The sequence below is a fragment of the Oceaniovalibus sp. ACAM 378 genome (assembly GCF_008085915.1).
Lineage (GTDB): Bacteria > Pseudomonadota > Alphaproteobacteria > Rhodobacterales > Rhodobacteraceae > Oceaniglobus.
Map to the genome: position 1 here is coordinate 251,388 of NZ_VSJK01000002.1, position 20,721 is coordinate 272,108.

The 20,721-nt window shown below is 60.7% G+C and carries 18 protein-coding genes; 12 read left to right on the forward strand and 6 right to left on the reverse strand.

The features are described from left to right. Positions 1-236: 236 nt before the first annotated feature. The 6 genes from FQ320_RS03190 to FQ320_RS03210 all read left to right on the forward strand — a co-directional run bounded on the left by FQ320_RS03190 (position 237) and on the right by FQ320_RS03210 (position 4,955). Positions 237-854, forward strand: coding sequence for an autoinducer binding domain-containing protein (locus FQ320_RS03190; RefSeq protein ID WP_148469964.1), 618 nt, complete (start codon positions 237-239; stop codon positions 852-854). Between the two features lie 102 nt (positions 855-956). After that, entirely contained in the window at positions 957-1,610 is a 654-nt protein-coding gene (locus FQ320_RS03195) for an acyl-homoserine-lactone synthase (protein ID WP_148469966.1), read from the forward strand. A gap of 89 nt (positions 1,611-1,699) precedes the next feature. Continuing rightward, positions 1,700-1,822, forward strand: a complete 123-nt coding sequence (locus FQ320_RS26290) for a hypothetical protein (RefSeq protein ID WP_255509346.1) — start codon at positions 1,700-1,702, stop codon at positions 1,820-1,822. An 84-nt stretch (positions 1,823-1,906) separates the two neighbouring features. Beyond that, a complete protein-coding gene (locus tag FQ320_RS03200; RefSeq protein WP_255509347.1) occupies positions 1,907-2,398 on the forward strand; it encodes an autoinducer binding domain-containing protein in 492 nt (163 codons plus the stop codon). Positions 2,399-2,632: 234 nt separating this feature from the next. After that, positions 2,633-3,028, forward strand: coding sequence for a response regulator (locus FQ320_RS03205; RefSeq protein WP_187393743.1), 396 nt, complete (start codon positions 2,633-2,635; stop codon positions 3,026-3,028). A gap of 85 nt (positions 3,029-3,113) precedes the next feature. After that, positions 3,114-4,955: a PAS domain-containing sensor histidine kinase gene (locus FQ320_RS03210; protein ID WP_148469970.1), complete on the forward strand. Its 1,842-nt coding sequence runs from the start codon at positions 3,114-3,116 to the stop codon at positions 4,953-4,955. 73 nt (positions 4,956-5,028) lie between these two features. Here the strand turns inward: FQ320_RS03210 and FQ320_RS03215 are convergent, their stop codons facing one another. The 4 genes from FQ320_RS03215 to FQ320_RS03230 form a co-directional block, all read right to left on the reverse strand. After that, positions 5,029-6,006, reverse strand: a complete 978-nt coding sequence (locus tag FQ320_RS03215; RefSeq protein ID WP_148469972.1) for a PleD family two-component system response regulator — start codon at positions 6,004-6,006, stop codon at positions 5,029-5,031. A gap of 506 nt (positions 6,007-6,512) precedes the next feature. Further along, entirely contained in the window at positions 6,513-7,793 is a 1,281-nt protein-coding gene (locus FQ320_RS03220) for a folylpolyglutamate synthase/dihydrofolate synthase family protein (protein WP_255509348.1), read from the reverse strand. A 22-nt stretch (positions 7,794-7,815) separates the two neighbouring features. Then, entirely contained in the window at positions 7,816-8,757 is a 942-nt protein-coding gene (accD, locus tag FQ320_RS03225) for an acetyl-CoA carboxylase, carboxyltransferase subunit beta (RefSeq protein ID WP_148469974.1), read from the reverse strand. Positions 8,758-8,815: 58 nt separating this feature from the next. Then, positions 8,816-9,700, reverse strand: a complete 885-nt coding sequence (locus FQ320_RS03230; protein WP_148469976.1) for a CPBP family intramembrane glutamic endopeptidase — start codon at positions 9,698-9,700, stop codon at positions 8,816-8,818. Between the two features lie 137 nt (positions 9,701-9,837). Between FQ320_RS03230 and ilvD the strand changes: the two genes are divergently transcribed. The 4 genes from ilvD (at position 9,838) to FQ320_RS03250 (ending at position 15,034) form a co-directional block, all read left to right on the forward strand. After that, positions 9,838-11,601 (forward strand): dihydroxy-acid dehydratase, encoded by a 1,764-nt coding sequence (ilvD, locus tag FQ320_RS03235; protein WP_148469978.1) that lies wholly within the window; start codon positions 9,838-9,840, stop codon positions 11,599-11,601. 93 nt (positions 11,602-11,694) lie between these two features. After that, positions 11,695-12,468 (forward strand): DUF6478 family protein, encoded by a 774-nt coding sequence (locus FQ320_RS03240; protein WP_148469980.1) that lies wholly within the window; start codon positions 11,695-11,697, stop codon positions 12,466-12,468. 13 nt (positions 12,469-12,481) lie between these two features. After that, on the forward strand, positions 12,482-12,865 hold the full coding sequence (locus tag FQ320_RS03245; protein WP_148469982.1) for a hypothetical protein: 384 nt from the start codon (positions 12,482-12,484) through the stop codon (positions 12,863-12,865). Positions 12,866-13,006: 141 nt separating this feature from the next. Further along, complete coding sequence (locus FQ320_RS03250) at positions 13,007-15,034, forward strand: NADPH-dependent 2,4-dienoyl-CoA reductase (protein WP_148469984.1); 2,028 nt, start codon at positions 13,007-13,009, stop codon at positions 15,032-15,034. On the opposite strand, the gene FQ320_RS03255 is transcribed toward FQ320_RS03250, so the two are convergent. Together FQ320_RS03255 and FQ320_RS03260 are read right to left on the reverse strand one after the other, a co-directional pair. Then, positions 15,031-15,918, reverse strand: coding sequence for an NAD(P)-dependent oxidoreductase (locus tag FQ320_RS03255; protein ID WP_148469986.1), 888 nt, complete (start codon positions 15,916-15,918; stop codon positions 15,031-15,033). The two genes, FQ320_RS03250 and FQ320_RS03255, sit on opposite strands and share 4 nt — an antisense overlap. A gap of 170 nt (positions 15,919-16,088) precedes the next feature. Next, positions 16,089-17,591, reverse strand: coding sequence for a UxaA family hydrolase (locus FQ320_RS03260; RefSeq protein ID WP_148469988.1), 1,503 nt, complete (start codon positions 17,589-17,591; stop codon positions 16,089-16,091). Between the two features lie 468 nt (positions 17,592-18,059). On the opposite strand from FQ320_RS03260, the gene FQ320_RS03265 reads away from it, so the two are divergent. Together FQ320_RS03265 and FQ320_RS03270 are read left to right on the forward strand one after the other, a co-directional pair. Next, the gene (locus FQ320_RS03265; RefSeq protein WP_148469990.1) at positions 18,060-18,806 is read left to right on the forward strand and encodes an SDR family oxidoreductase; all 747 of its coding nucleotides are present in this window, start codon (positions 18,060-18,062) and stop codon (positions 18,804-18,806) included. 85 nt (positions 18,807-18,891) lie between these two features. Then, positions 18,892-20,676 carry an IlvD/Edd family dehydratase gene (locus FQ320_RS03270; protein ID WP_148469992.1) on the forward strand — a complete coding sequence of 595 codons (1,785 nt, stop codon included), beginning with the start codon at positions 18,892-18,894 and terminating at the stop codon, positions 20,674-20,676. Positions 20,677-20,721 lie beyond the last annotated feature (45 nt).

Here is a 20,721-nt window from a genome sequence, read left to right on the forward strand (position 1 = left end):
GAGCAAAACAAGCCGATCATCTCGGTCAATCGCCTTTCGGCGGTGCGACGCGATGGGTGCACCGTTGGCTCATTTTGCGGCGCCACGCTGTCTTAGACTTGATGGCTTAGGTTTCTACGGAGTATATACTTTACTAGTAACGCCCAACCTATTGTGGGCCCGACCCGGCAATTCATTTTGAACACATCCCAGAACTGCAGATACCCGCTGCGAGAGCCGGGCGGGGTCAGCGACATATGAAACCAATTGACAGCCTCCTTGACGGCTATGAATTCGATGGGCTGGCCACGGCTGGGTATCACCTTGCCCTGCGCGTTGGCTTTGCCTTTCCCGAATTCGAGCGAAATTCGCTTCCGCAAGAGTGGATCGAAATCTACACCCGAGACGGGTTCATGATTTTCGATCCGGTGATCCGTTGGGTTTACGACACCTCCGGTCAAACCCGTTGGAGCGCTATCTTGCACGAAGACGATCGCGACGTTCTGAAAACAGCCGCGTTGTTCGGGCTTCGTTATGGTGCCGCGATCAGCGTGATGCAGGACGACATGCCGGGGTTGCGCTCTTTCGGCTCCTTCGCCCGATCTGATCGCGAATTCGAGGATCACGAGCTGGACATTTTGCACGCTGCGGTCGTTGAGCTGCATCAGGGTGTCGAGCCTGCGCGCGTCCTGACCAAGGCAGAAATCGGCACGCTCGGGATGCTGGCTTCTGGTCTCCAGTTGAAAGAAATCGCCCATCAATTGAGTATCAGCGAAAGCGCGGTAAAATTGCGCCTTTCGAACGCCAGGTCCAAGCTGGGCGCGCGCACCAATACCCAAGCGGTTGGTGAAGCCAAAGAATATGGCTGGATTTGAGCGCCATTTCGACACACTAATGCCACGTACTCGCCCATAGCGGGAAGTCGGCTGCGTAAAGTTTGCGCGGCTCTAAAAACTCAGGCAACGTGAGCATAACAAATGAAAAATCAAATCGTCGGAAAGATTTTCGATCTGTCAAATATGCATTTGCACGGATCAGCGTTCTATGAATTCCTTACTTTACGTAAGCGATTCTTCGTCGATACGCTGGCCTGGGACATCCCGCACAATGACGAAGTCGAGATGGACCAGTACGACAATCCCACTGCGGCCTATTCCGTTGTGATCATGAACGGGCGGCTTGTGGCGGGCGCGCGGGTGATGCGGTTTTCCGACAAATGGGGCACCCATGGGTGCATGCTTCAGGATGCGGCCGAGGGGCGCATCGACGGAATCCCGGCGGATCTTCTGCCAAACCCACAATCCTTCGCCAAAGCCTCGGAATGTACGCGCCTAGTCCTGTCGGACCAGATTGCCTCGCCCGAGGACCGTCAGGAATGTCTTGCCCTTGTGGTGCAGGGGCTTGTTGAACTGGCGATTCGTCAGGGGTCGGATGATCTGGTGACGTTGACGGTCCCGGGGTTCCGCCGGTCATTGCGCAAACTTGGCTATGAGGTCGAGCAGGTGGGCGAGAAATACCGCAACAAGCATGACGGACGGTCCTATGCGATCCTGGCGATGCCCGCGATCCATGCCACCAGCGCAGGGGCACAGGACGCAACGGTACAGATGCGGCGGCAAGCAAATGTTTGACACAAGGCCGCTGGAAAGCTATCGATCTCATGCCTCAGAAAAAACGCTATCGACGACTACCTTGCTGTGGGCAAGAGGATTTGAGGGCGATGCAGCAGTTCATCGACAAAACAGACGAACGCTACCTGGCACTGGATTTTTGGCTGCTGTTGACTCCGGCTGCCAATCTCAATCGACCTATTAAACCCTTGCCAGCCCGAGGCAAGGCTTGACAGCATCGACGTGGGTCCGCCTAGGTGGTAATTGTTTTTGTTCTGGCGTTTGCTAATCTGACAACCATGGGGCCAAGTCGCAGTATGAATCTCACGGATCAGTTCAGATTATTGCTGACGCGGCTGAAGCAGCAAAGTCCCGATGGCTTTGCAGCCGCTTTTCAGGTTGTATTCGCGACCCCCAAATACCTGTTTCAAACCTATGATGATGCTTGGATGACATACTATTCCAAAATGGGGATAGTGATGAAGGACCCGGCTGTGAAATGGGGCTTTTCCAACGATGGGATCGCATCTTGGGATGAGCTTCAGAAATTCGACCAGCATGGCGTTTTCGACAAGGCGACCGAGTTTGGCCTGAACTTTTGGACGGTCATGGCGACTTCCGAACATGGCTCAAAAAGCATCGGCGCGTTCTCGCGGTCGGACCGGGATTTTACCAGCGCCGAACGCGAACAGATCTTCATCGATTTTCAAAGCCTGCATCTTCTGACCCTCCAGGGGCCGGAAACCGAGCCTGAGTTCGGCGAGATGCTGGTTGATCTGACGATCCAACACACCCATCCCAGCGCCTAAGGCAGCGGTGCGTCGAATGGTGCCCGGTGCGTTCTGATGTGCGTCCCTAGACTATTGCGCAACCGGCAAGCGAAGTAGGGAAATCCCGTCGCCTTTTGGTTGATCATGGAACATGACGGTGACATTGGCATTGGGTTTATACACATTGATGTAAAAATGGCGCTGAGGCGGGCTTGCGAGCCTTCGATTGTTGGTCATTGGCGCAGCCACTTATCGACGAGAAAGCATGGGTCCATGAAAATACTTGCCATCGACGACGATTCGTCCGCTCTTGAAATCCTGAGCATGCTTGTCGCCCACGCGGGGTATTCGGATATTGAAACTGCGGCGAGTGCAGGGATCGCGTTGGAGCGGATTACCTCGGCCAGCAGGCCGTTTGAGTGTATTTTGCTTGATATTCAGATGCCAGTCATGGATGGAATCGAGTTCTGTGATCTTCTGCGGCGTTTGCCCGGTTATGGTGATTGCCCGATCATCATGGTTACGGCGATGACCGACAAGCGGTACATGGATCAGGCCTATGCCGCCGGGGCAAGTGCATACGTCACCAAGCCGTTCGACGCGAATGGTCTTGCGGTGTGTCTGGCCGATGCCGCACGCAGGCTTGGGGACGCACGCATGCACGGGTAGGCTTGGCCTGCGTAGCGCCGACAGGGGCGGTGATGGTCTCGGGCGGTAAAGCTCGACGACTTGCGATGGTTTGAACGGAGTTTTCATGAGTTCAGAGGTTAAATTGAACGATTCACCAATTATTAATGCGTTCAAGCGTATTCAGGTCGCGCTGATGATCGTCGGGCCGACGGGGCGGATCCTGCATTGCAATCCGGCCGCCGACAGCCTGTTCGGCTATGACAGCGGCAAATTGGTGGGCCGTCCGGTCTTTGACGTGCTTGCGGTCACCTCGGTGGCCGAGCTTGGCGCCTATATCGAACCGCCGGCGATTGACGCGATCATCAAGGGCATCGCCGGACGGACCGCGAACGGCCAGAGGATCCTGCTTGGCGCGCAGATGACCGTGTGGACGGAGGCCGAAAACGGGCTTCAACATGCGCTGGTCCTGCGTGACATCGCCGATGAGGTAAGTGCCGAACGGCGGTCCCGCAGCGAGCTGGAGCGCGCCAACAATGCAATCGTCGGCGCAAAGATCGGCGTGTTCGACTATGTGCGCAAAACCGAGTCCGTGAACGTTTCCGATCTCTGGCGTGAGCTGCTGGGGGTCGATTCGGTTGACTCCGACGATTTGAAGCGCGAGTGGCTGTCAAAGGTGCATCCCGACGATCTTGACGCGGCACTGGAGTCGGTTCGACTCTGTCTCGAGGATCAATGCGAGCGGCACAGTTGTGAATACCGGTTGAGATCAAAGGACGATTCCCGCTGGCTCTGGATTCGAAGCGATATGTCGATTGCCGAACGCGACAGGCAGGGGAACGTCAGTCGTCTGAGCGGCGCGATGACCGATATCACCGACCGCAAGGCGACCGAAACCGCGCTGCGCCGAAGCGAAGAACAGTTCAGATCCGCCTTTCAGTCGACAACGATCGGAATGGCGATCGTCGGTTTCGATGGCAAATTTCTCCGGGTCAATCCCGCGCTCTGCGAGCTTTTCGGCTATTCCGAGCAGGATCTCGTGAACACCGACATTCAGGCGCTGACCCATAGCGAGGATCAGCAAGACACCGAAGCCCGGCTCGATCTGATCAAGGCCGGCGAGGCTTCTTCCTATCAGTTCGAAAAGCGGTATATCCGTGCCAATGGCGCCGTGATGTGGGGGTCGCTGAGCGTCGGCATCGTAAGGGATGACGAAGGCCGGCCCGACCATATGGTGTCACAGATCGTCGACATGACCGAACAGCGGCGTCTGAACGAGTTGAAAAGCCAATTCGTGTCCACCGTCAGCCACGAGTTGCGCACCCCGCTGACGTCGATCCTCGGATCGCTGATGCTGTTGTCCTCGATGGATGACGAGCCGTTTTCCGATCAGGCGCAGCGCCTGTTGTTCATCGCCCAGCAAAACGGCGACCGGCTGCACGCCTTGATCAACGATGTTCTCGATTTCGAGAAGTTTTCCGCACAACAGATGCGCTTCGACCTCTCAACGCATCGGATCGTCACACTGGTCGAAGAGGCGATTCTGGCCAATCTGGCCTCGGGCGACAAGTTCGGCGTCCGGTTCGATATGGTCTGTCCGGATCGCACGCTGACCGGGGTGGTCGATCCGCAGCGCTTTCAGCAGGTCATGACCAACCTGCTTTCCAACGCGGCCAAGTTCGCCCACACCGGCAGCACGGTCAGGGTGGCGGTGGAAGAGCAGGAAGACGCCGTCCGGATCGCGGTCACCAGCGACGGCGAGAAAATCCCCGAGTCCTTCCGCGAGCATCTGTTCCAACCGTTTTCCCAGGCCGACTCGGCAACGACCCGCGCCCGGGGCGGAACCGGTCTGGGGCTGGCGATCACAAAACAGATCGTCGAGCAGACCGGCGGCGCGATCGATTTTGACAGCACCGAGGGCGAGGGCACAACCTTCTGGTTCACCGTCCCAAGCCCAAAACCCCAGTGACGCGCTCGCAGCCAGTCAACCGAGCCAGCGCCGATTGTTTTAGGCGGGCCCGCACGACCGAGGGATCAGTCTGCTAACCGGCAATCTTGCGAAAGCTCGTCGGTCGCGGCTCTTGCTGCTTTTTCGACCTTCGGTTTTCCGCCCGGGCAATGGCACGGTCGAACGTCTTGCGGATCCGATGGGTCTTGCTCGCACTGGGTCGGATCGGATTGCCGATGGAGATTTCAATATCAAGCGGGTCGCCGTTATCGTACTCGATATTCTTCTCGTCCAGCAGGTCCTGAATTTCCCTTTCCAACCCGATGGATGGCTCCAGCGTCGCCTTGTTCGAGACCAGCACAAATGCACCGTTTCCGGCATAGGCCATCATGTAACCGCTGGGTCCAAAGACATCATGCACGGTGTCGGCAAACTCGGTAAGCGCATAGGTGAATTCGTCACGCGACGCCCGCGCGAAGATCATGTCGATCCGATCAATCTTGATGGCAAGCACCTGAGAACAGACCAGCCCGGACCGCGACAGTTGCAGGATATAGTTGGCCAGCGCCGCGTATTCGATCAGCTCTTTAAAGCCGACGATCTGGATTTCATCGGATATGTCGAATGTCTTTTCCGGTTCATCCGCCACCGGGACGTCATTCTTTGGCGCAGCCAGTGCTGCAAGTTCGCGTCGCGCGCTGACGACTTCTTGCGCCATCCGCAGACGGGCACCCAGCTCGATGATGTCGATCGGTTTGGTCGCGTAATCCGTGGCACCGGCTTGGAATGCGCTGTCGATATAAGTTTTTTCGGTCATCGCCGTCAGCATGATGATCGGGGTTTTGCGATAGGTCGGCATTGCGCGAATTTGTTCGCACAGCTCGATTCCATCCATTCCCGGCATATTGATGTCGAGCAGCAGACATTCGAAATCCTCGTCGGCACTGTTCATCATTTCCAGAGCGACGTCACCCGACAATGCGGTTTCAACTTTGCTATATCCGATCCTCGCGCAGATCATCGTGAGAAGTTCGAGAATAAAGTAGTCGTCATCAACAGCGAGAATCTTCATGAGCACCTCAGGAAAGTTGGTTTCGGCACTTACGCTACCGGACGGGAGAAAAAACTCGTCTCCGAGCCGTTAGAAACCCTTCCGGCCATTTCGGATTTCGGGCACGTTGAACTGTACGAGGTCGCGCGATCAATATATCATGCCACCTTGATTTCTCAAACAGCTATACCCTGGGTTGAATTTCGGCAAGATCCCGAACCGGTTCGGAGTCATATTTTCCCGCGTTATTCGGCGCTTGAGATCGCGCCTGATGGTGCAGAAACCAGTCTCGACAAAATCCACTGCCCTTTTTGGACATCTTATAATTCAGTATCGCGCCGAGATGCCCTTCGCCCGGTTTATCCCTGTGTCGATAGGTTCGATCCTTGATGGTGCGGAAGGGTAAAACAGGGATGTTGGGCAGTGGATTGGAACGGCAATGGCGTATTAACCTGTCGGTTGGATCAGCCGATTCATGAGGGGCCGAATGAAAGCGACCCCGCTCAACTCAAGCGGTCGTTCTGATTTCATCCGTTGTCACTCAGGATCCGGCCAGCCAGATAGAGACTGCCACAGATAAGGATCCGTGCCTCGGCGTCGGTTGCCACGATGTCGCGGATCGCTTGTGCAACTGTCGATGCGGTGGTGGCCGAAATGCCGCATTGCTCTGCCGCTGCACGGGTCGTTTCGGCGGGCAGGGTGTTGGTTTCGCCCGGGATGTCGACGGCATAGAGTCGGGCGGTGTGGGGGGCGATCGGGCGCAGAAATCCCGCGACGTCCTTGGTGTTCAACATGCCGCAGATCACATGCAGCTTTGGGCCCGGCATGGTGGCCAGCGTTGCAGCAACAGCCGCACCCGCCGCCGGGTTGTGCCCGCCATCAAGCCAGATCGGCGCGCCGCCTGCCAGATCAACCAGCGGCCCGTGCGAGAGCCGTTGCATCCGCGCGGGCCATTGGGCGTCGGTCACCGCCGCCTCGCAGGCCGCCGCATCAACTCCAAGGTAACGCAGGGCAGCCAAAGCAGTACCGGCATTGTCGAACTGATGCGGCCCCGCAAGGATCGGCGGTGGCAGGTCCAGCAGGCCGGTTTCATCCTGAAACACCAACCGCCCGTGTTCGCGGCCCACATGCCAGTGCTGGCCATGGGCGATCAACGGCGCAGACAGGCGGGCGGCGATTTTTTCGATCACTTCCATCGCGCCATCGTCCTGCCGTGCCACGATGCAGGGCACGCCACGCTTGAGTATTCCGGCCTTTTCGCCGGCGATTTCGGCCAGAGTTTCGCCCAGATACTGCTGGTGATCGATGGACACCGGGGTGATCACGGTCAGGCGGGGTTGTTCCACCACGTTCGTTGCATCGAGCCGTCCGCCCAGCCCGACCTCAAGCAAGGTATAATCGGCAGGCGTGCGGGCAAAAGCCAGAAGAGCGGCACAGGTGGTGATCTCGAAATAGGTGATGTTGTCGTCACCGTTGACGCGGCGGCATTCGTCGAGCACCGCCGTCAGGTGATCTTCTTCGATCAATGTGCCCGCCAGCCGGATCCGTTCGTGGAATCGCGCCAGATGCGGCGAGGTATAGGCGTGCACGCGATGGCCCGCCTGTTCCAGCCCGGCACGGATCATCGCCTGTGTCGAACCCTTGCCGTTGGTACCTGCGATATGAATCACCGGCGGCAGATCCCGTTCGGGATGGCCCAGCCGGGCCAGCAGGCGCCACATCCGGTCCAGCGTCAGATCGATGATCTTGGGGTGCAGTGCCATCATCCGCGCCAGGATCGCGTCGGAACCCTGAGTTTCTGTCGTCATCGGATCATCCCCGCGCAGCGGATCAGGGTTTCGGTGCCGGATCGGCAATTTCGGGCTCGGGCTCAGGCAGCGCCTCGACAGGTTCGGGTGCTGGCAATTCCCCGGCGACAGCGGGCGGCAGGCCCAGCATCATCCGCGTGATCGAGATCAGCTCGTCACGCAGTTTCAGACGCGATGTCACCCGGTCCAGCATGCCGTGGTCCAGCAGATATTCGGCGCGCTGGAACCCCTCGGGCAGTTTTTCGCGGATCGTCTGTTCGATCACCCGGGGACCGGCGAAACAGATCAGCGCGTTGGGCTCGGCGATATGCACGTCGCCCAGCATGGCATAGGACGCGGTGACGCCACCCGTCGTGGGGTGGGTCAGCACGACGATATAGGGCAGGCCCGCCTCTTTCAGCATGTCGACCGCAACGGTTGTACGGGGCATCTGCATCAGCGACAGGATACCTTCCTGCATACGCGCGCCACCAGCGGCGGAAAACAGGATCAGCGGGCGACGGGTTTCCACTGCCTTTTCGGCGGCGGCAACGATAGCGTTGCCCACATACATGCCCATCGACCCGGCCATGAAGCTAAAATCCTGTCCAGCCGCGACAATCGGGGTGCGCCCGATTTCACCCATGGCGACCAGCATCGCCTCTTTCTCGCCGGTTTCCCTTTGAGCGGCCTTCATGCGGTCTGGATATTTCTTCTGATCGCGAAACTGGAGCGGATCGGCGGGCGGCGTGGGCACTGCGATTTCGCTGAATATTCCACCGTCGAACAGCGCTTCGAACCGGGCGCGGGGGGTGATCACCATGTGGTGATCGCAGTTCGAACAGACATTCAGATTGTCGCTCAGCTCGCGGTGAAACAGCATGGTTCCGCATTCGGGACACTTGGTCCACAGGTTCTCGGGCACCTCGCGCCGTGAAAACAGCGAGTTGATCTTGGGCCGGACATAGTTCGAGATCCAGTTCATCGTTGCCTCGTCTCTGCTGCGTTGGCGCTGACATAATCCCCGGGGGGCGGGAATGCAATCAAGGGCGCAGCGCGCGACGCACCAGCATCCAAGCCACCAACAGCATCCCCATATCGCCAAACATCAGCAGACGCAGCGGCCCCGCGTCATCCACCGCATAGGGCGTGACGAACAGCGCCATTCCGGTGATCGTGCCCTTGGTGGCCAGAATCAGGATGGCGATGACATTGTTGGCAAAATGAAACCCCCAGGCGGCGCCCAGACTGCCGGTTTTCGCCGTCAGATCGCCCGCCGCCAGCCCGAACAGCGTGGCCGACACCACAACCAGCCAGACATTCACGCCCGCCGTTCCGGGATCGTAATGCACAGCCCCAAAGGCCAGCGCGGGCAGCAAAAGCCAGACCAGAGGCGAAGCGAACCGCGCGCCCAACTGCTGCATCAGGTATCCCCGGAATATCATCTCTTCGGCCCCGGTCTGAATCGCCACGCCGATCAGCGCGAGCGGCAGAAGCAGCAGCCAACGGGACGGTGCAAGGTTCAGTTCCGGCTGATACATCGTCAACCACAACGCGATCCCGATGCCATAGACGGCAAGGACAATCCCCGCCGCTGCCGCGAAATCGCGCAGCACCCGCACCCGCGGCCCAAACAGCGACGCCGCGCTGCGCCCATGGATCAACCAGACGGCCAGAACCGGTCCAAGAGCCATTCCGATAAATGTCGACAGCAGGATGAGAACGGCGCGCGGCGTGACCGGTCTGCTCAACTCGGTGGCGAAGATCAGCGCGCGGTCCACATCGCCAATCAGCCAGGCCGCCCCAAGCAGGCCACCGATCCACAGGAACGCACAGGCGACGATCAGCACCACCCCCGGCACCAGCCGCCACAGCTGCGGCTTGCGGCGCGCGGACTGCACGTACCGCTCGAACGGGGTCTTTTTCATTGCACCTGCCTGTTTTCGGCAAGCTATCCGTCGCCTCTGTGAGTGGCAATCTGTCTTGTGAAAATCCGCCTGCTCGCCTATGCCAAAGGCATGTGATGTAAGTATGCCGCAGGCATGTGATGTAAGGAGAAACGACCGTGCTGAAAGGCAAGACCGACAAATCCCGACTGCCCTCGCGCCATGTGACCGAAGGACCGTCACGTGCGCCGCACCGTTCCTACTACTATGCCATGGGGCTGGATCAGGCGCAGATTGATCAGCCATTCGTCGGCGTTGCCACCTGCTGGAACGAGGCGGCACCTTGCAATATTTCGCTGAGCCGTCAGGCTCAGGCGGTCAAGTTGGGCGTCATGGCAGGCGGCGGCACGCCGCGCGAATTCACCACCATCACCGTGACCGACGGCATTGCCATGGGCCACGAGGGGATGCGTTCGTCGCTGGCATCGCGCGAAGCCATCGCCGACACCGTCGAGCTGACCATGCGCGGCCACTGCTATGACGCCATCGTCGGGCTGGCCGGGTGTGACAAATCCCTGCCGGGGATGATGATGGCGATGATCCGGCTGAACACACCGTCGGTCTTTGTCTATGGCGGGTCGATCCTGCCGGGCCGGGTGCCTTCAGGCGCCGACGTGCCCGAGGATTTCCTTAACCGCGACCTGACCGTGCAGGATATGTTCGAGGCGGTGGGCCGCCAGCAGAACGGCACCCTGTCCGAAGCTGCACTTGCCATTCTTGAGCGTGTAGCCTGCCCCAGCGCGGGCGCCTGCGGTGGCCAGTTCACCGCCAACACCATGGCCTGTGTGTCCGAGGCAATCGGGCTGGCCCTGCCCAATTCGTCCGGCGCACCCGCACCCTATGAATCCCGCGATCAGTATTCTGTCGCCTCGGGCGAGGCGGTGATGAGGCTGATCGAACAGAATATCCGCGCCCGCGACATCGTGACCCGCAAGTCGTTGGAAAATGCGGCCCGGGTTGTTGCCTGCACCGGCGGATCGACCAACGCCGGTCTGCACCTCCCCGCCATGGCCCATGAAGCGGGGATCGATTTCTTCCTGGATGACGTCTGCGAGATCTTCCGCGACACGCCCTATTTCGTCGATCTGAAACCGGGCGGCGCCTATGTTGCCAAGGATTTGTACGAGGCGGGCGGTGTGCCCGTGGTGATGAAGGAATTGCGCAAGGCGGGTTTGATCCACGAGGATTGCATGACCTGCACCGGCGAGGAAATGGGCGCGGTTCTGGATCGTATGGAGGGCGAGGCCGACGGCCGCGTCATTCACCCGGTTTCCAACCCGATCACGAAAACCGGCGGTGTCGTCGGGCTGAAAGGCAACCTTGCCCCCGAGGGCGCCATCGTCAAGGTGGCGGGCATGAGCCCCGAAGAACAGGTGTTCACCGGTCCGGCCCGCGTGTTCGAGTGCGAGGAAGACGCCTTTGAGGCCGTCAAGGCCCGCGCCTATAAAGAGGGCGAGGTTCTGGTGATCCGCAACGAAGGCCCGTCAGGTGGCCCTGGTATGCGCGAAATGCTGTCGACCACCGCCGCCCTGTCAGGACAGGGGATGGGCAAGAAGGTCGCGCTGATCACCGACGGGCGCTTCTCGGGCGCGACGCGGGGGTTCTGCATCGGCCATGTCGGCCCCGAGGCGGCTTATGGCGGGCCGATTGCCCTGCTGAAAGACGGTGACGTGATCACCATCGATGCGACAACGGGCGAACTCTCCGTCGCGCTGGACGATACCGAACTGGCGGCGCGCAAGGCGGCTTGGGGCGGGGCACGGCCCACCAACTATGCCAGCGGGGCGTTGTGGAAATATGCGCAACTGGTCGGGCCAACATGGCAGGGCGCGGTCACCCATCCGGGCGCTGCCGTCGAAACCCATATCTATATGGATCTCTGAGCCGTCGATGATCGGCCCGTGTTACCCTGATCGCAATCTTTGCGTGTCACCCTTGCGTCGACATCGCGCAAGGAACGACAGAGCGGGCAAGGCATGAAGGGCGGCTGGCGACGGGCACTTGGCATCTGGTTCGACCGGCGGGCGCTGATCCGCTGGTCGCGGCTTGCCGATCAGGCGGGCGGGCTTAACCTTGCGCAGCTGCGCCGCCTGCGCAACAGGGCGGGCGCGTTGCAACGGCGGCTGAACCGGGTGATCCACACGGCAGACGGGCGGTTGGCCCTGCCACATATCGGCAGCGACGCGATCCAGAAACCGCTTGGCACCGACTGGTCCTATCGCCCCGACCTTTGGCGCGGTCCGCTTCCGGCCATCGGTGAGGTCGCTGTCGAAAGTCGCACCCGGATCGGTGAGCAGGCGACGATATTCCACGACTGCCGGATTTCAGAACTGACCTTTCGCCAGTTGCGCAATACTCACGAAGACGATCTGGCACCCTTCGGTCTGCGGATGGATGTGTTCCGGTTCGACGGGTCGTTCCTGTCGCTGGTCGTCGATCTGCCGGACGGGGCGGCGCAGGGGCTGCAAAAGCGCCATATACTCCAGCTTGATACCATCGTCGAAATGGAAAAACCGTTGGAGATCTTTGTCCGTCTGAACGTGCGCCACGGGCCGAATACTGAACAGATCGTGCGCGAATTGCCCATTGGCCCGGGAACGCGGAGTGTGGAATTCGATCTGGCCTATACCCGGCTGAACGAAAAGCGGGTTGAAAAGGTCTGGATCGACCTGATCTTTGAAGACCCCGAGATGAACCAGATCATCCTGCGCGATCTGACCGTCACCCGTCGCCCAAGGGCCGAGATGTGAAAGGGAAACTGCCATGTCAGACCTGAGCCTGACCGCCACATGTGCCCGAAACGGCATCTGGCAGGGGATCGTGACCCGCAACGGGCCCGAGGGCGAAACCCTGCCCGCGGTCGCCGTCACCCACCGCGAACAGCCGTTGGACGATGTCACGCTCGACCCTGTCGAGGGGCAGGCCGGTCAGTGGACCTTGCGTGTGCCGATCCCCGCCCGGCTGTTGTCGGACGGGGTGCAGACCTTTCTGATCCGCGATGTGGCGACGGACGTTCAGCTTGGGTCGTTCTCGATCGCCATGGGAGACGCGTTGGGGCCCGAGATCCGCGCCGAGGTCGATTTACTGCGTGCCGAGCTGGATATGCTGAAACGCGCGTTCCGCCGTCACTGTCTGGAAACGGCCTGAGGCGGGCAGGGGGCCGATTACGCCGCGAACCCTGCACCTGTTGATCTGCCCTTTGTCCCTGCCAAACATGTCTGACGTCGCGTTTGGGGTGACGTGTCCGCGCCGACCCTTCATTGTTGCGGCAACACGAAAGGGCGCGACATGACCGAATATCCGCATCTTCTGGCTCCGCTGGACCTTGGCCATGTGACGTTGAAGAACCGCGTGCTGATGGGATCGATGCACACCGGGCTTGAGGAAACCAGCGACTGGAATCGCGTCGCCGAATTCTATGCTGCCCGGGCGCGGGGTGGTGTGGGGCTGATGGTCACCGGCGGCATGGCGCCGAACCGCGAAGGCGGGGTGTTTCCCGAGGCGGCAGGGCTGTTCACACCTGCCGACATCGCCAACCACCGCATCGTCACCGACCGGGTGCATGGTGACGGCGGGTTGATCGCGATGCAGATCCTTCATGCCGGTCGCTATGCCTATTCGCCCGACTGCGTTGCGCCTTCGGCGGTGAAATCGCCGGTCTCGCCCTATGCACCGAATGAGTTGGATGCAGCGGGCATCGAAAAACAGATCGCCGACATCGCCATCGCCGCTGCCCGCGCCCGCGAGGCCGGATATGACGGGGTCGAGGTGATGGGCAGCGAGGGTTATTTCCTGAACCAGTTTCTTGTCACCCACACGAACAAACGCACCGATGATTGGGGTGGCAGCCTTGAAAACCGCATGCGTTTGCCGATTGAGGTGATGAAGCGGGTGCGCGCGGCGGTGGGCGCAGATTTCATCGTGATATACCGCCTGTCGATGATCGACCTGATCCCCGAAGGTCAGACATGGGACGAGGTTCTGACACTGGCCAAGGCGATCGAATCGGCGGGTGCGTCGATCCTGAACACTGGCATCGGCTGGCACGAGGCGCGCATTCCGACCATCGCCACCAGCGTCCCGCGGCGCGCTTTTTCATGGGTGACCAAGAAATTGATGGGGCAGGTGGCGATCCCGGTGATCACCTCGAACCGGATCAACACGCCCGAAGTGGCGGAACAGGTGCTGGCCGACGGATGCGCCGATATGGTCAGTATGGCGCGCCCGTTTCTGGCCGATGCCGATTTCGTCGCCAAGGCGGCGGCGGGCCGGGCAGCGACCATCGCGCCCTGTATCGCCTGCAATCAGGCCTGTCTGGATCACACGTTTTCGGGCAAGATTTCGTCCTGTCTGGTCAATCCCCGCGCCTGTCACGAGACTGAATTGCGCTATGACCTTGCCGAAACGCCGTTGAAAATCGCGGTGGTCGGTGCCGGGCCTGCGGGCCTGTCCGCCGCTTTGGTTGCCGCCGAACGGGGCCATGCCGTGACGCTGTTCGACCGCTCCGAGAGGATCGGCGGGCAGTTGAACATGGCACGGGTCATTCCCGGAAAAGAGGAATTTCACGGTCTGGTGGAGTGGTACACCACCATGGTCGCCGAACGGGGAATCGAGACGCGGCTGAACACCGAAGCGACGGTGGATGCCTTGAACGGGTTCGATCACGTCATCATCGCCACCGGCGTTTTGCCCCGCGATCCCGGAATTCCGGGGCAGGGCGGGTCGAATGTGGTCAACTATGTCGACGTTCTGCGCCACGGGGTGGCGGTGGGCGACCGGGTGGCGATTGTCGGGGCCGGTGGCATCGGTTTTGATGTGGCCGAGTTTTTGGCACAAAAGGGCGAAAGCCCGACGCTGCATCTGGACGAATGGAAAGCGGAATGGGGGGTCAGCGATCCGGCGCAGGATCGCGGCGGGGTTGCCGCCGGGGGTCCAAGGCCCGAGGCTCCGGCTCGTGACATTGTCCTTTTGCAACGGAAGGCCGAAAAGCTGGGCAAACATCTGGGCAAGACGACGGGTTGGATCCACCGCGCGGCGTTACAGATGAAGGGCGTGCAGATGATCGGCGGCGTCAATTACGAACGGATCGACGATGCAGGGCTGCATGTGTCCTTTGGCCCCGAGCGCGAAAAACCGCAACTGATTGAATGCGATACGGTGGTGTTGTGCTCTGGTCAGGAACCGGCGCGCGGATTGGCCGATGAACTGACAGTGCAGGGGATTGCTTGCCATGTGATCGGCGGCGCGGATGTCGCCGCCGAACTGGATGCCAAACGCGCCATAGATCAGGGGGCGCGTCTGGCCGCGACGCTCTAGCCTTTTGGCTTGAACCGGTCGGCATAGTAATCGACCATGGTCGACACCATGTCGTCGCCGCGCCCGTCCTTGACTGCGGCGTTCAGCGAGGCTTGGGTGCCCTTGCTCATCACGCTGTCGACGCCGGCTTCATCGGCCATGCGGGAATAATACCCGACATCCTTGTCGGCGTTGACGATGGCAAAGGCCAACATCGACGGGTCGCTGTCCACGGCATAGGCTTTGACGAAATCCATCATGCCCGAGCGCAACGGACCCGCTGACATGACGTCGTACAGCGCGCCGCGATCAACGCCCATCCGGTCGGCCATGGCAAAGGCTTCGGACATGGCGGCGGCGGTGGTCATGCCGAAGAAGTTGTTGATCAGCTTGATCGTGTGGCCTGACCCCAGATCGCCAAGGTGAAACACGTTTTCGCCAAGGTCATCCAGTACCGGTTTCACCTTGTCGTAAGCGGCCTTGTCGCCCGCACCCATGATGTTCAGCGCACCGTCCAGCGCATGGGACGGCGTGCGGCCCAGTGGTGCGTCCAAGTATGCGCCCCCTGCTGCGGCCACTTTTTCCCCCAACATCCGGGTAGAGCCGGGCAGGGAGGTGCCGAAATCAATCACTACGGTTCCGGGTTTCAGCCCCGCGATCACGCCGTCATCGCCCAGCATGCGCGATTCGACCTGATCCGAGGTGCCCATGCACAGCATCACGATATCGCTGGCGGCGGCCAGTTCGCGGGCGTTGGCGGCTTCGGTCGCACCGGCGGCCACGGCCTTGTCGATACGGGTGCGGGTCTTGTTGCCCATCACGGTCAGGCTGTGGCCCTTGTCCTGCAACCGTTGCACCATGTTGGCGCCCATAAGGCCGAGGCCGATAAAACCGATCTTGCTCATGCGTTCACTTCCTTTTTCCCGAAGTCAGGCCCACAGGGCCAGCTGACATCGTTGCATATCACACCCGTGCCGCAGTTCGCTGCGCGGGTGCGCAGACAGGCGGGTGACGCGCCAAGGTTCCATGGCGGTGCGGCCATTGTCCAGCCCCGGTGTCGCGTCGCCGGTCCGGTTCACATCGTCGCGCCGATCTGCCAGGGCACGAATTCATAGTCGCCCAGACCCTGTGCCTCGGATTTGCTCGCCTCGCCGCTGGCCACGCGCAGGATCATCTCATAGATCTCGCGCCCCTTCTCTTCCAGCGTCTTGCCGCCATCCAGCATTTCGCCGGCGTTCACATCCATATCCTCGGTCATCCGGGTGTACATTTCGGTGTTCGTCGCCACCTTGATCGTCGGTGAAGGCTTGGAGCCGAAAGCCGATCCGCGCCCCGTGGTGAAAACCACCACCTGACAGCCCCCGGCGATCTGCCCGGTGACCGACGCGGGGTCGTAGCCCGGCGAATCCATGAAGGTGAACCCTTTGGCCGTCACCGGCTCGGCATAACGGTACACCCCCATCAGGGGCGAAGTGCCGCCTTTGGCCGCCGCGCCCAGCGATTTTTCGAGGATTGTCGTCAATCCGCCCTTCTTGTTTCCCGGGCTTGGGTTGTTGTCCATGCTGCCCTTGTTGCGGGCGGTATAATCCTCCCACCAGTGGATCAGCGAGATCAGTTTCTCGCCCGTGGCCCGGTCAATGGCGCGGCGGGTCAGCAGGTGCTCGGCGCCGTAAATCTCGGGCGTTTCCGCCAGAACGCCGGTGCCGCCCTGTGCCGCCAACAGATCACAGGCATATCCCAATGCGGGGTTGGCCGTGATCCCGCTCCAGGCGTCCGAGCCGCCGCATTGCAGCGCGACCTTCAATTCAGAGACCGGGCAGGGTTCGCGCACACATTCGTTGGCAATGGGCAGCATGACACGGACTTTTTCGATCCCCCGCTCGATCGTCTGGCGCAGCCCGGCAACGCCTTGAATGTTCATCGCCTGAAACAGCGGCCCCTGTTTCAGGCCCCATGCCTCGAGCAGCCAGTCGATCTGGTTCATCTCGCAGCCAAGCCCGACCATCACCACGCCCGCATGGTTCGGGTGGCTCGCATAGCCCCACATCACGCGCTGCAATGCCTCGAATCCGTCACCGTCTCCGGCCATGCCGCAGCCGGTGCCGTGGACAAAGGCGACCACGCCGTCGACATTGGGAAATTGTGCCAGTTCCTCGGGGCCGAACGCATCGGCAATGCGGCGTGCGGCGGTGGCCGAACAGTTTACCGATGTGACGATGGCGATATAGTTGCGGGTGCCGACGCTGCCGTTTTCGCGCCGGTATCCCATGAAGGTGTCGCCACTTGCAGGTGTCACATGGCGCATATCGGTCGAAAATTCGTATTCCACCTCGGTATTGCGGAATTCGGTGTTCTGGGTGTGGACATGGGCGCCCTGCGCGATGTCTTCGGCGGCCAGCCCGATGAACTGTGCATATTTGCGAATCTGCTCACCCTTCGCGATTGCGCGGGTGGCGATCTTGTGGCCCGACGGGATCAGGCCTGCGGTCGTAAAGTTTTCTATCGCATGGCCCGCCGGCAGGCTGCGGGTGGCCGTCACGACGTTGTCGTCGGCGTCAAGGCGGATGAAATCGGTCATGGCGGTCTTTTCCTGGTGTCGGGTCTGACCCCGATAATGCGCGAATGGGCGCGTCCGGGGTCCAGCGGTGAATGTCGATGTGGCACCGGTGAGTCTTGGGCCGGTCCGGAGCGCGGGTCTTTCCCCATGCTGCGCCAGATGCGCGAGGCCTGCAAGACTGTACGGCAACGAGGGGCAGGTGATTATTCGATGTCAGTACGGGGTCAGTGCCGGGGCCAGCACCGGGCCAGTACTGGGCCAGTACCGGGCTGGGCAGCATCGCGATGACCGTGCCGATATGCCGGTTCCGGCAGTGATGCGCGAAATTGCCCTTGATCCGCCGCTCTTCTCGGGACAGTACTATGGGGGTCGGGCGCGGAAGTCGCCCCGGTTTAACGATAACATCCCATCCTGTCCGCCCGGGATGCCGCGTTTACGGTGTGGCCAACGAACGGCGCGGAAAAGGATCGGCCTGCCGAGGATTGTCCCATGTCAGCACCCAGATTGAAGGGCAAGCGCGCGCTTGTCACCGCCGCAGGTCAGGGGATCGGCCGAGCCTCGGTTATCGCCATGGCCGAAGAAGGCGCCCATGTTTTCGCCACCGACGTGAACGAGGCGGCGTTGGCCGAACTTGCTTCGCTGGGGCACGGCAATATCGAAACCTTTGTTCTGGATGCCTGCAGCGATGAATCTGTTGCCGCCGGTGTGGAACGTGCGCAGCCCGACGTATTGTTCAACTGTGCGGGATTCGTGCATTCGGGCACCGTGCTGGATTGCACCGACGCCGATTGGGATTTCGCCTTTGACCTGAACGTCCGGTCCCAGTGGCGCACGATCCGCAACGCGCTGCCCGGCATGCTGGAGCGTGGCACCGGTTCGATCATCAACATGTCTTCGGCCTGTTCATCGATCATCGGCGCGCCGAACCGTTTCATCTATGGCACCACCAAGGCGGCGGTCATCGGGCTGACGAAATCGGTGGCAATCGAATATATCACCAAGGGCATCCGCTGTAACTGCATCTGCCCCGGCACGGTCGAATCGCCGTCGCTGCATGAGCGCCTGAGGGCGACCGGCGATTACGAGGCGGCGATGAAAGCCTTTGTCGCGCGTCAGCCCATGGGCCGCATCGCCAAGGCCGAGGAAATCGCCGCGCTGGTCGTGTATCTTGCCAGCGACGAAAGCGGGTTCACCACCGGACAGCCACACGCGATCGACGGCGGCTGGTCCGGCTGAGAACGCCCCATCGGGGGGCGCTCGAAATATCAAGGAATAGGATGAGGGTGACGCGTCAGGCCGATCCCCGGGGGAGAGTTACGGAATGGCCAAGACACCGAAATTGAGATCACAGCTCTGGTTCAACAATCCGGAAAATCCGGAAATGACCGCGCTGTATCTGGAGCGTTACCTGAACTATGGCCTGACTCGGGCCGAATTGCAGGGTGGCAAGCCGATCATCGGCATCGCCCAGACCGGCAGCGATCTTTCGCCCTGCAATCGCCACCACATCGAACTCTCCAAGCGCGTGCGCGACGGGGTGATCGCGGCAGGCGGCACGGTGATCGAAATTCCGGTGCATCCGATTCAGGAAACCGGCAAGCGGCCCACCGCTTCGCTGGATCGCAATCTGGCCTATCTGTCGCTGGTCGAAACACTGCACGGCTATCCGATTGACGGTGTGGTGCTGAACATCGGTTGCGACAAGACCACTCCGGCGCTGCTGATGGCGGCGGCAACGGTGAACATTCCGGCAATCGCCCTGTCGGTCGGGCCGATGCTGAACGGCTGGTTCAACGGTGAACGCACCGGCAGCGGCACGATTGTCTGGAAGGCGCGTGAAATGCTGGCCGAGGGCAAGATCGACGATGACGGGTTCATGGAACTTGTCGCGTCGTCGGCCCCGTCTGTCGGATATTGCAACACCATGGGCACAGCGACGACGATGAACTCGCTGGCCGAGGCTCTGGGCATGCAACTGCCCGGTTCGGCAGCGATTCCGGCACCCTACCGCGAGCGCGGTCAGATCAGCTATGAGACCGGCAAGCGCATCGTGGAAATGGTGCATGAGGATCTGAAACCCTCGGATATCATGACGCGTGAGGCGTTCGAGAACGCCGTGGTCGTCAACTCGGCGATCGGCGGGAGCACGAACGCGCCGATCCACCTGAACGGCGTGGCGCGTCATTTGGGCGTGGAACTGGACAATGACGATTGGCAAAAGCTGGGCCACAAGGTGCCGCTGTTGGTGAACCTGCAACCGGCGGGCAAATATCTGGGCGAGGATTATCACCGCGCCGGCGGTGTGCCTGCCGTGGTGGGCGAATTGCTCAAGGCCGGGTTGCTGCCCCATCCGGATGCGATGACAGTGAACGGCAAGACCATGGCCGAGAACTGCGAACACGTGCGGACCAGCAACGCCGACGTCATCATGTCGGTCGCAAGTCCGATGCTGGCCGAGGCCGGGTTCGTCAATTTCAAAGGCAACCTGTTCGACAGTGCGATCATGAAAACCAGCGTGATTTCCGATGAATTCCGCAACCGGTATCTTTCCAACCCTGACGACCCGGAAGCCTTTGAAGGCCGCGCCATCGTGTTTGAAGGGCCCGAGGATTTCCACGCAAGGATCGACGACGAAAGCCTGAACATCGATGAAAATTGCATCCTGATCATGCGGGGGGCAGGGCCGATCGGATACCCGGGAGCCGCCGAAGTGGTGAACATGCGCCCGCCCGCCTATCTGTTGAAAAAGGACATTCACGCGTTGCCCTGCATCGGTGACGGGCGGCAATCGGGCACGTCAGGGTCACCTTCGATCCTGAACGCATCGCCCGAGGCTGCGGCGGGGGGCGGTCTGGCGCTGGTGGCGACGGGTGACATGCTGCGCATCGATCTGCGCAAATGCACAGCCGACATGCTGGTCGACGATGCCGAACTGGAAAAGCGCCGCGCGGCGCTGCCCGAACATCCCTTTACCCCCGAAAGCCAGACGCCCTGGCAGGAAATATTCCGCGAGCGGGTCGAGCCTTTGTCCAAGGGCATGACCCTGCGTGGTGCCGACCAATATCGCGACATCGCCCACAAAGGCGTGCCCCGCGATAACCACTGATAAATACACTGAAATTTGCACTGACACGGGCGCTGAGACCGGCTG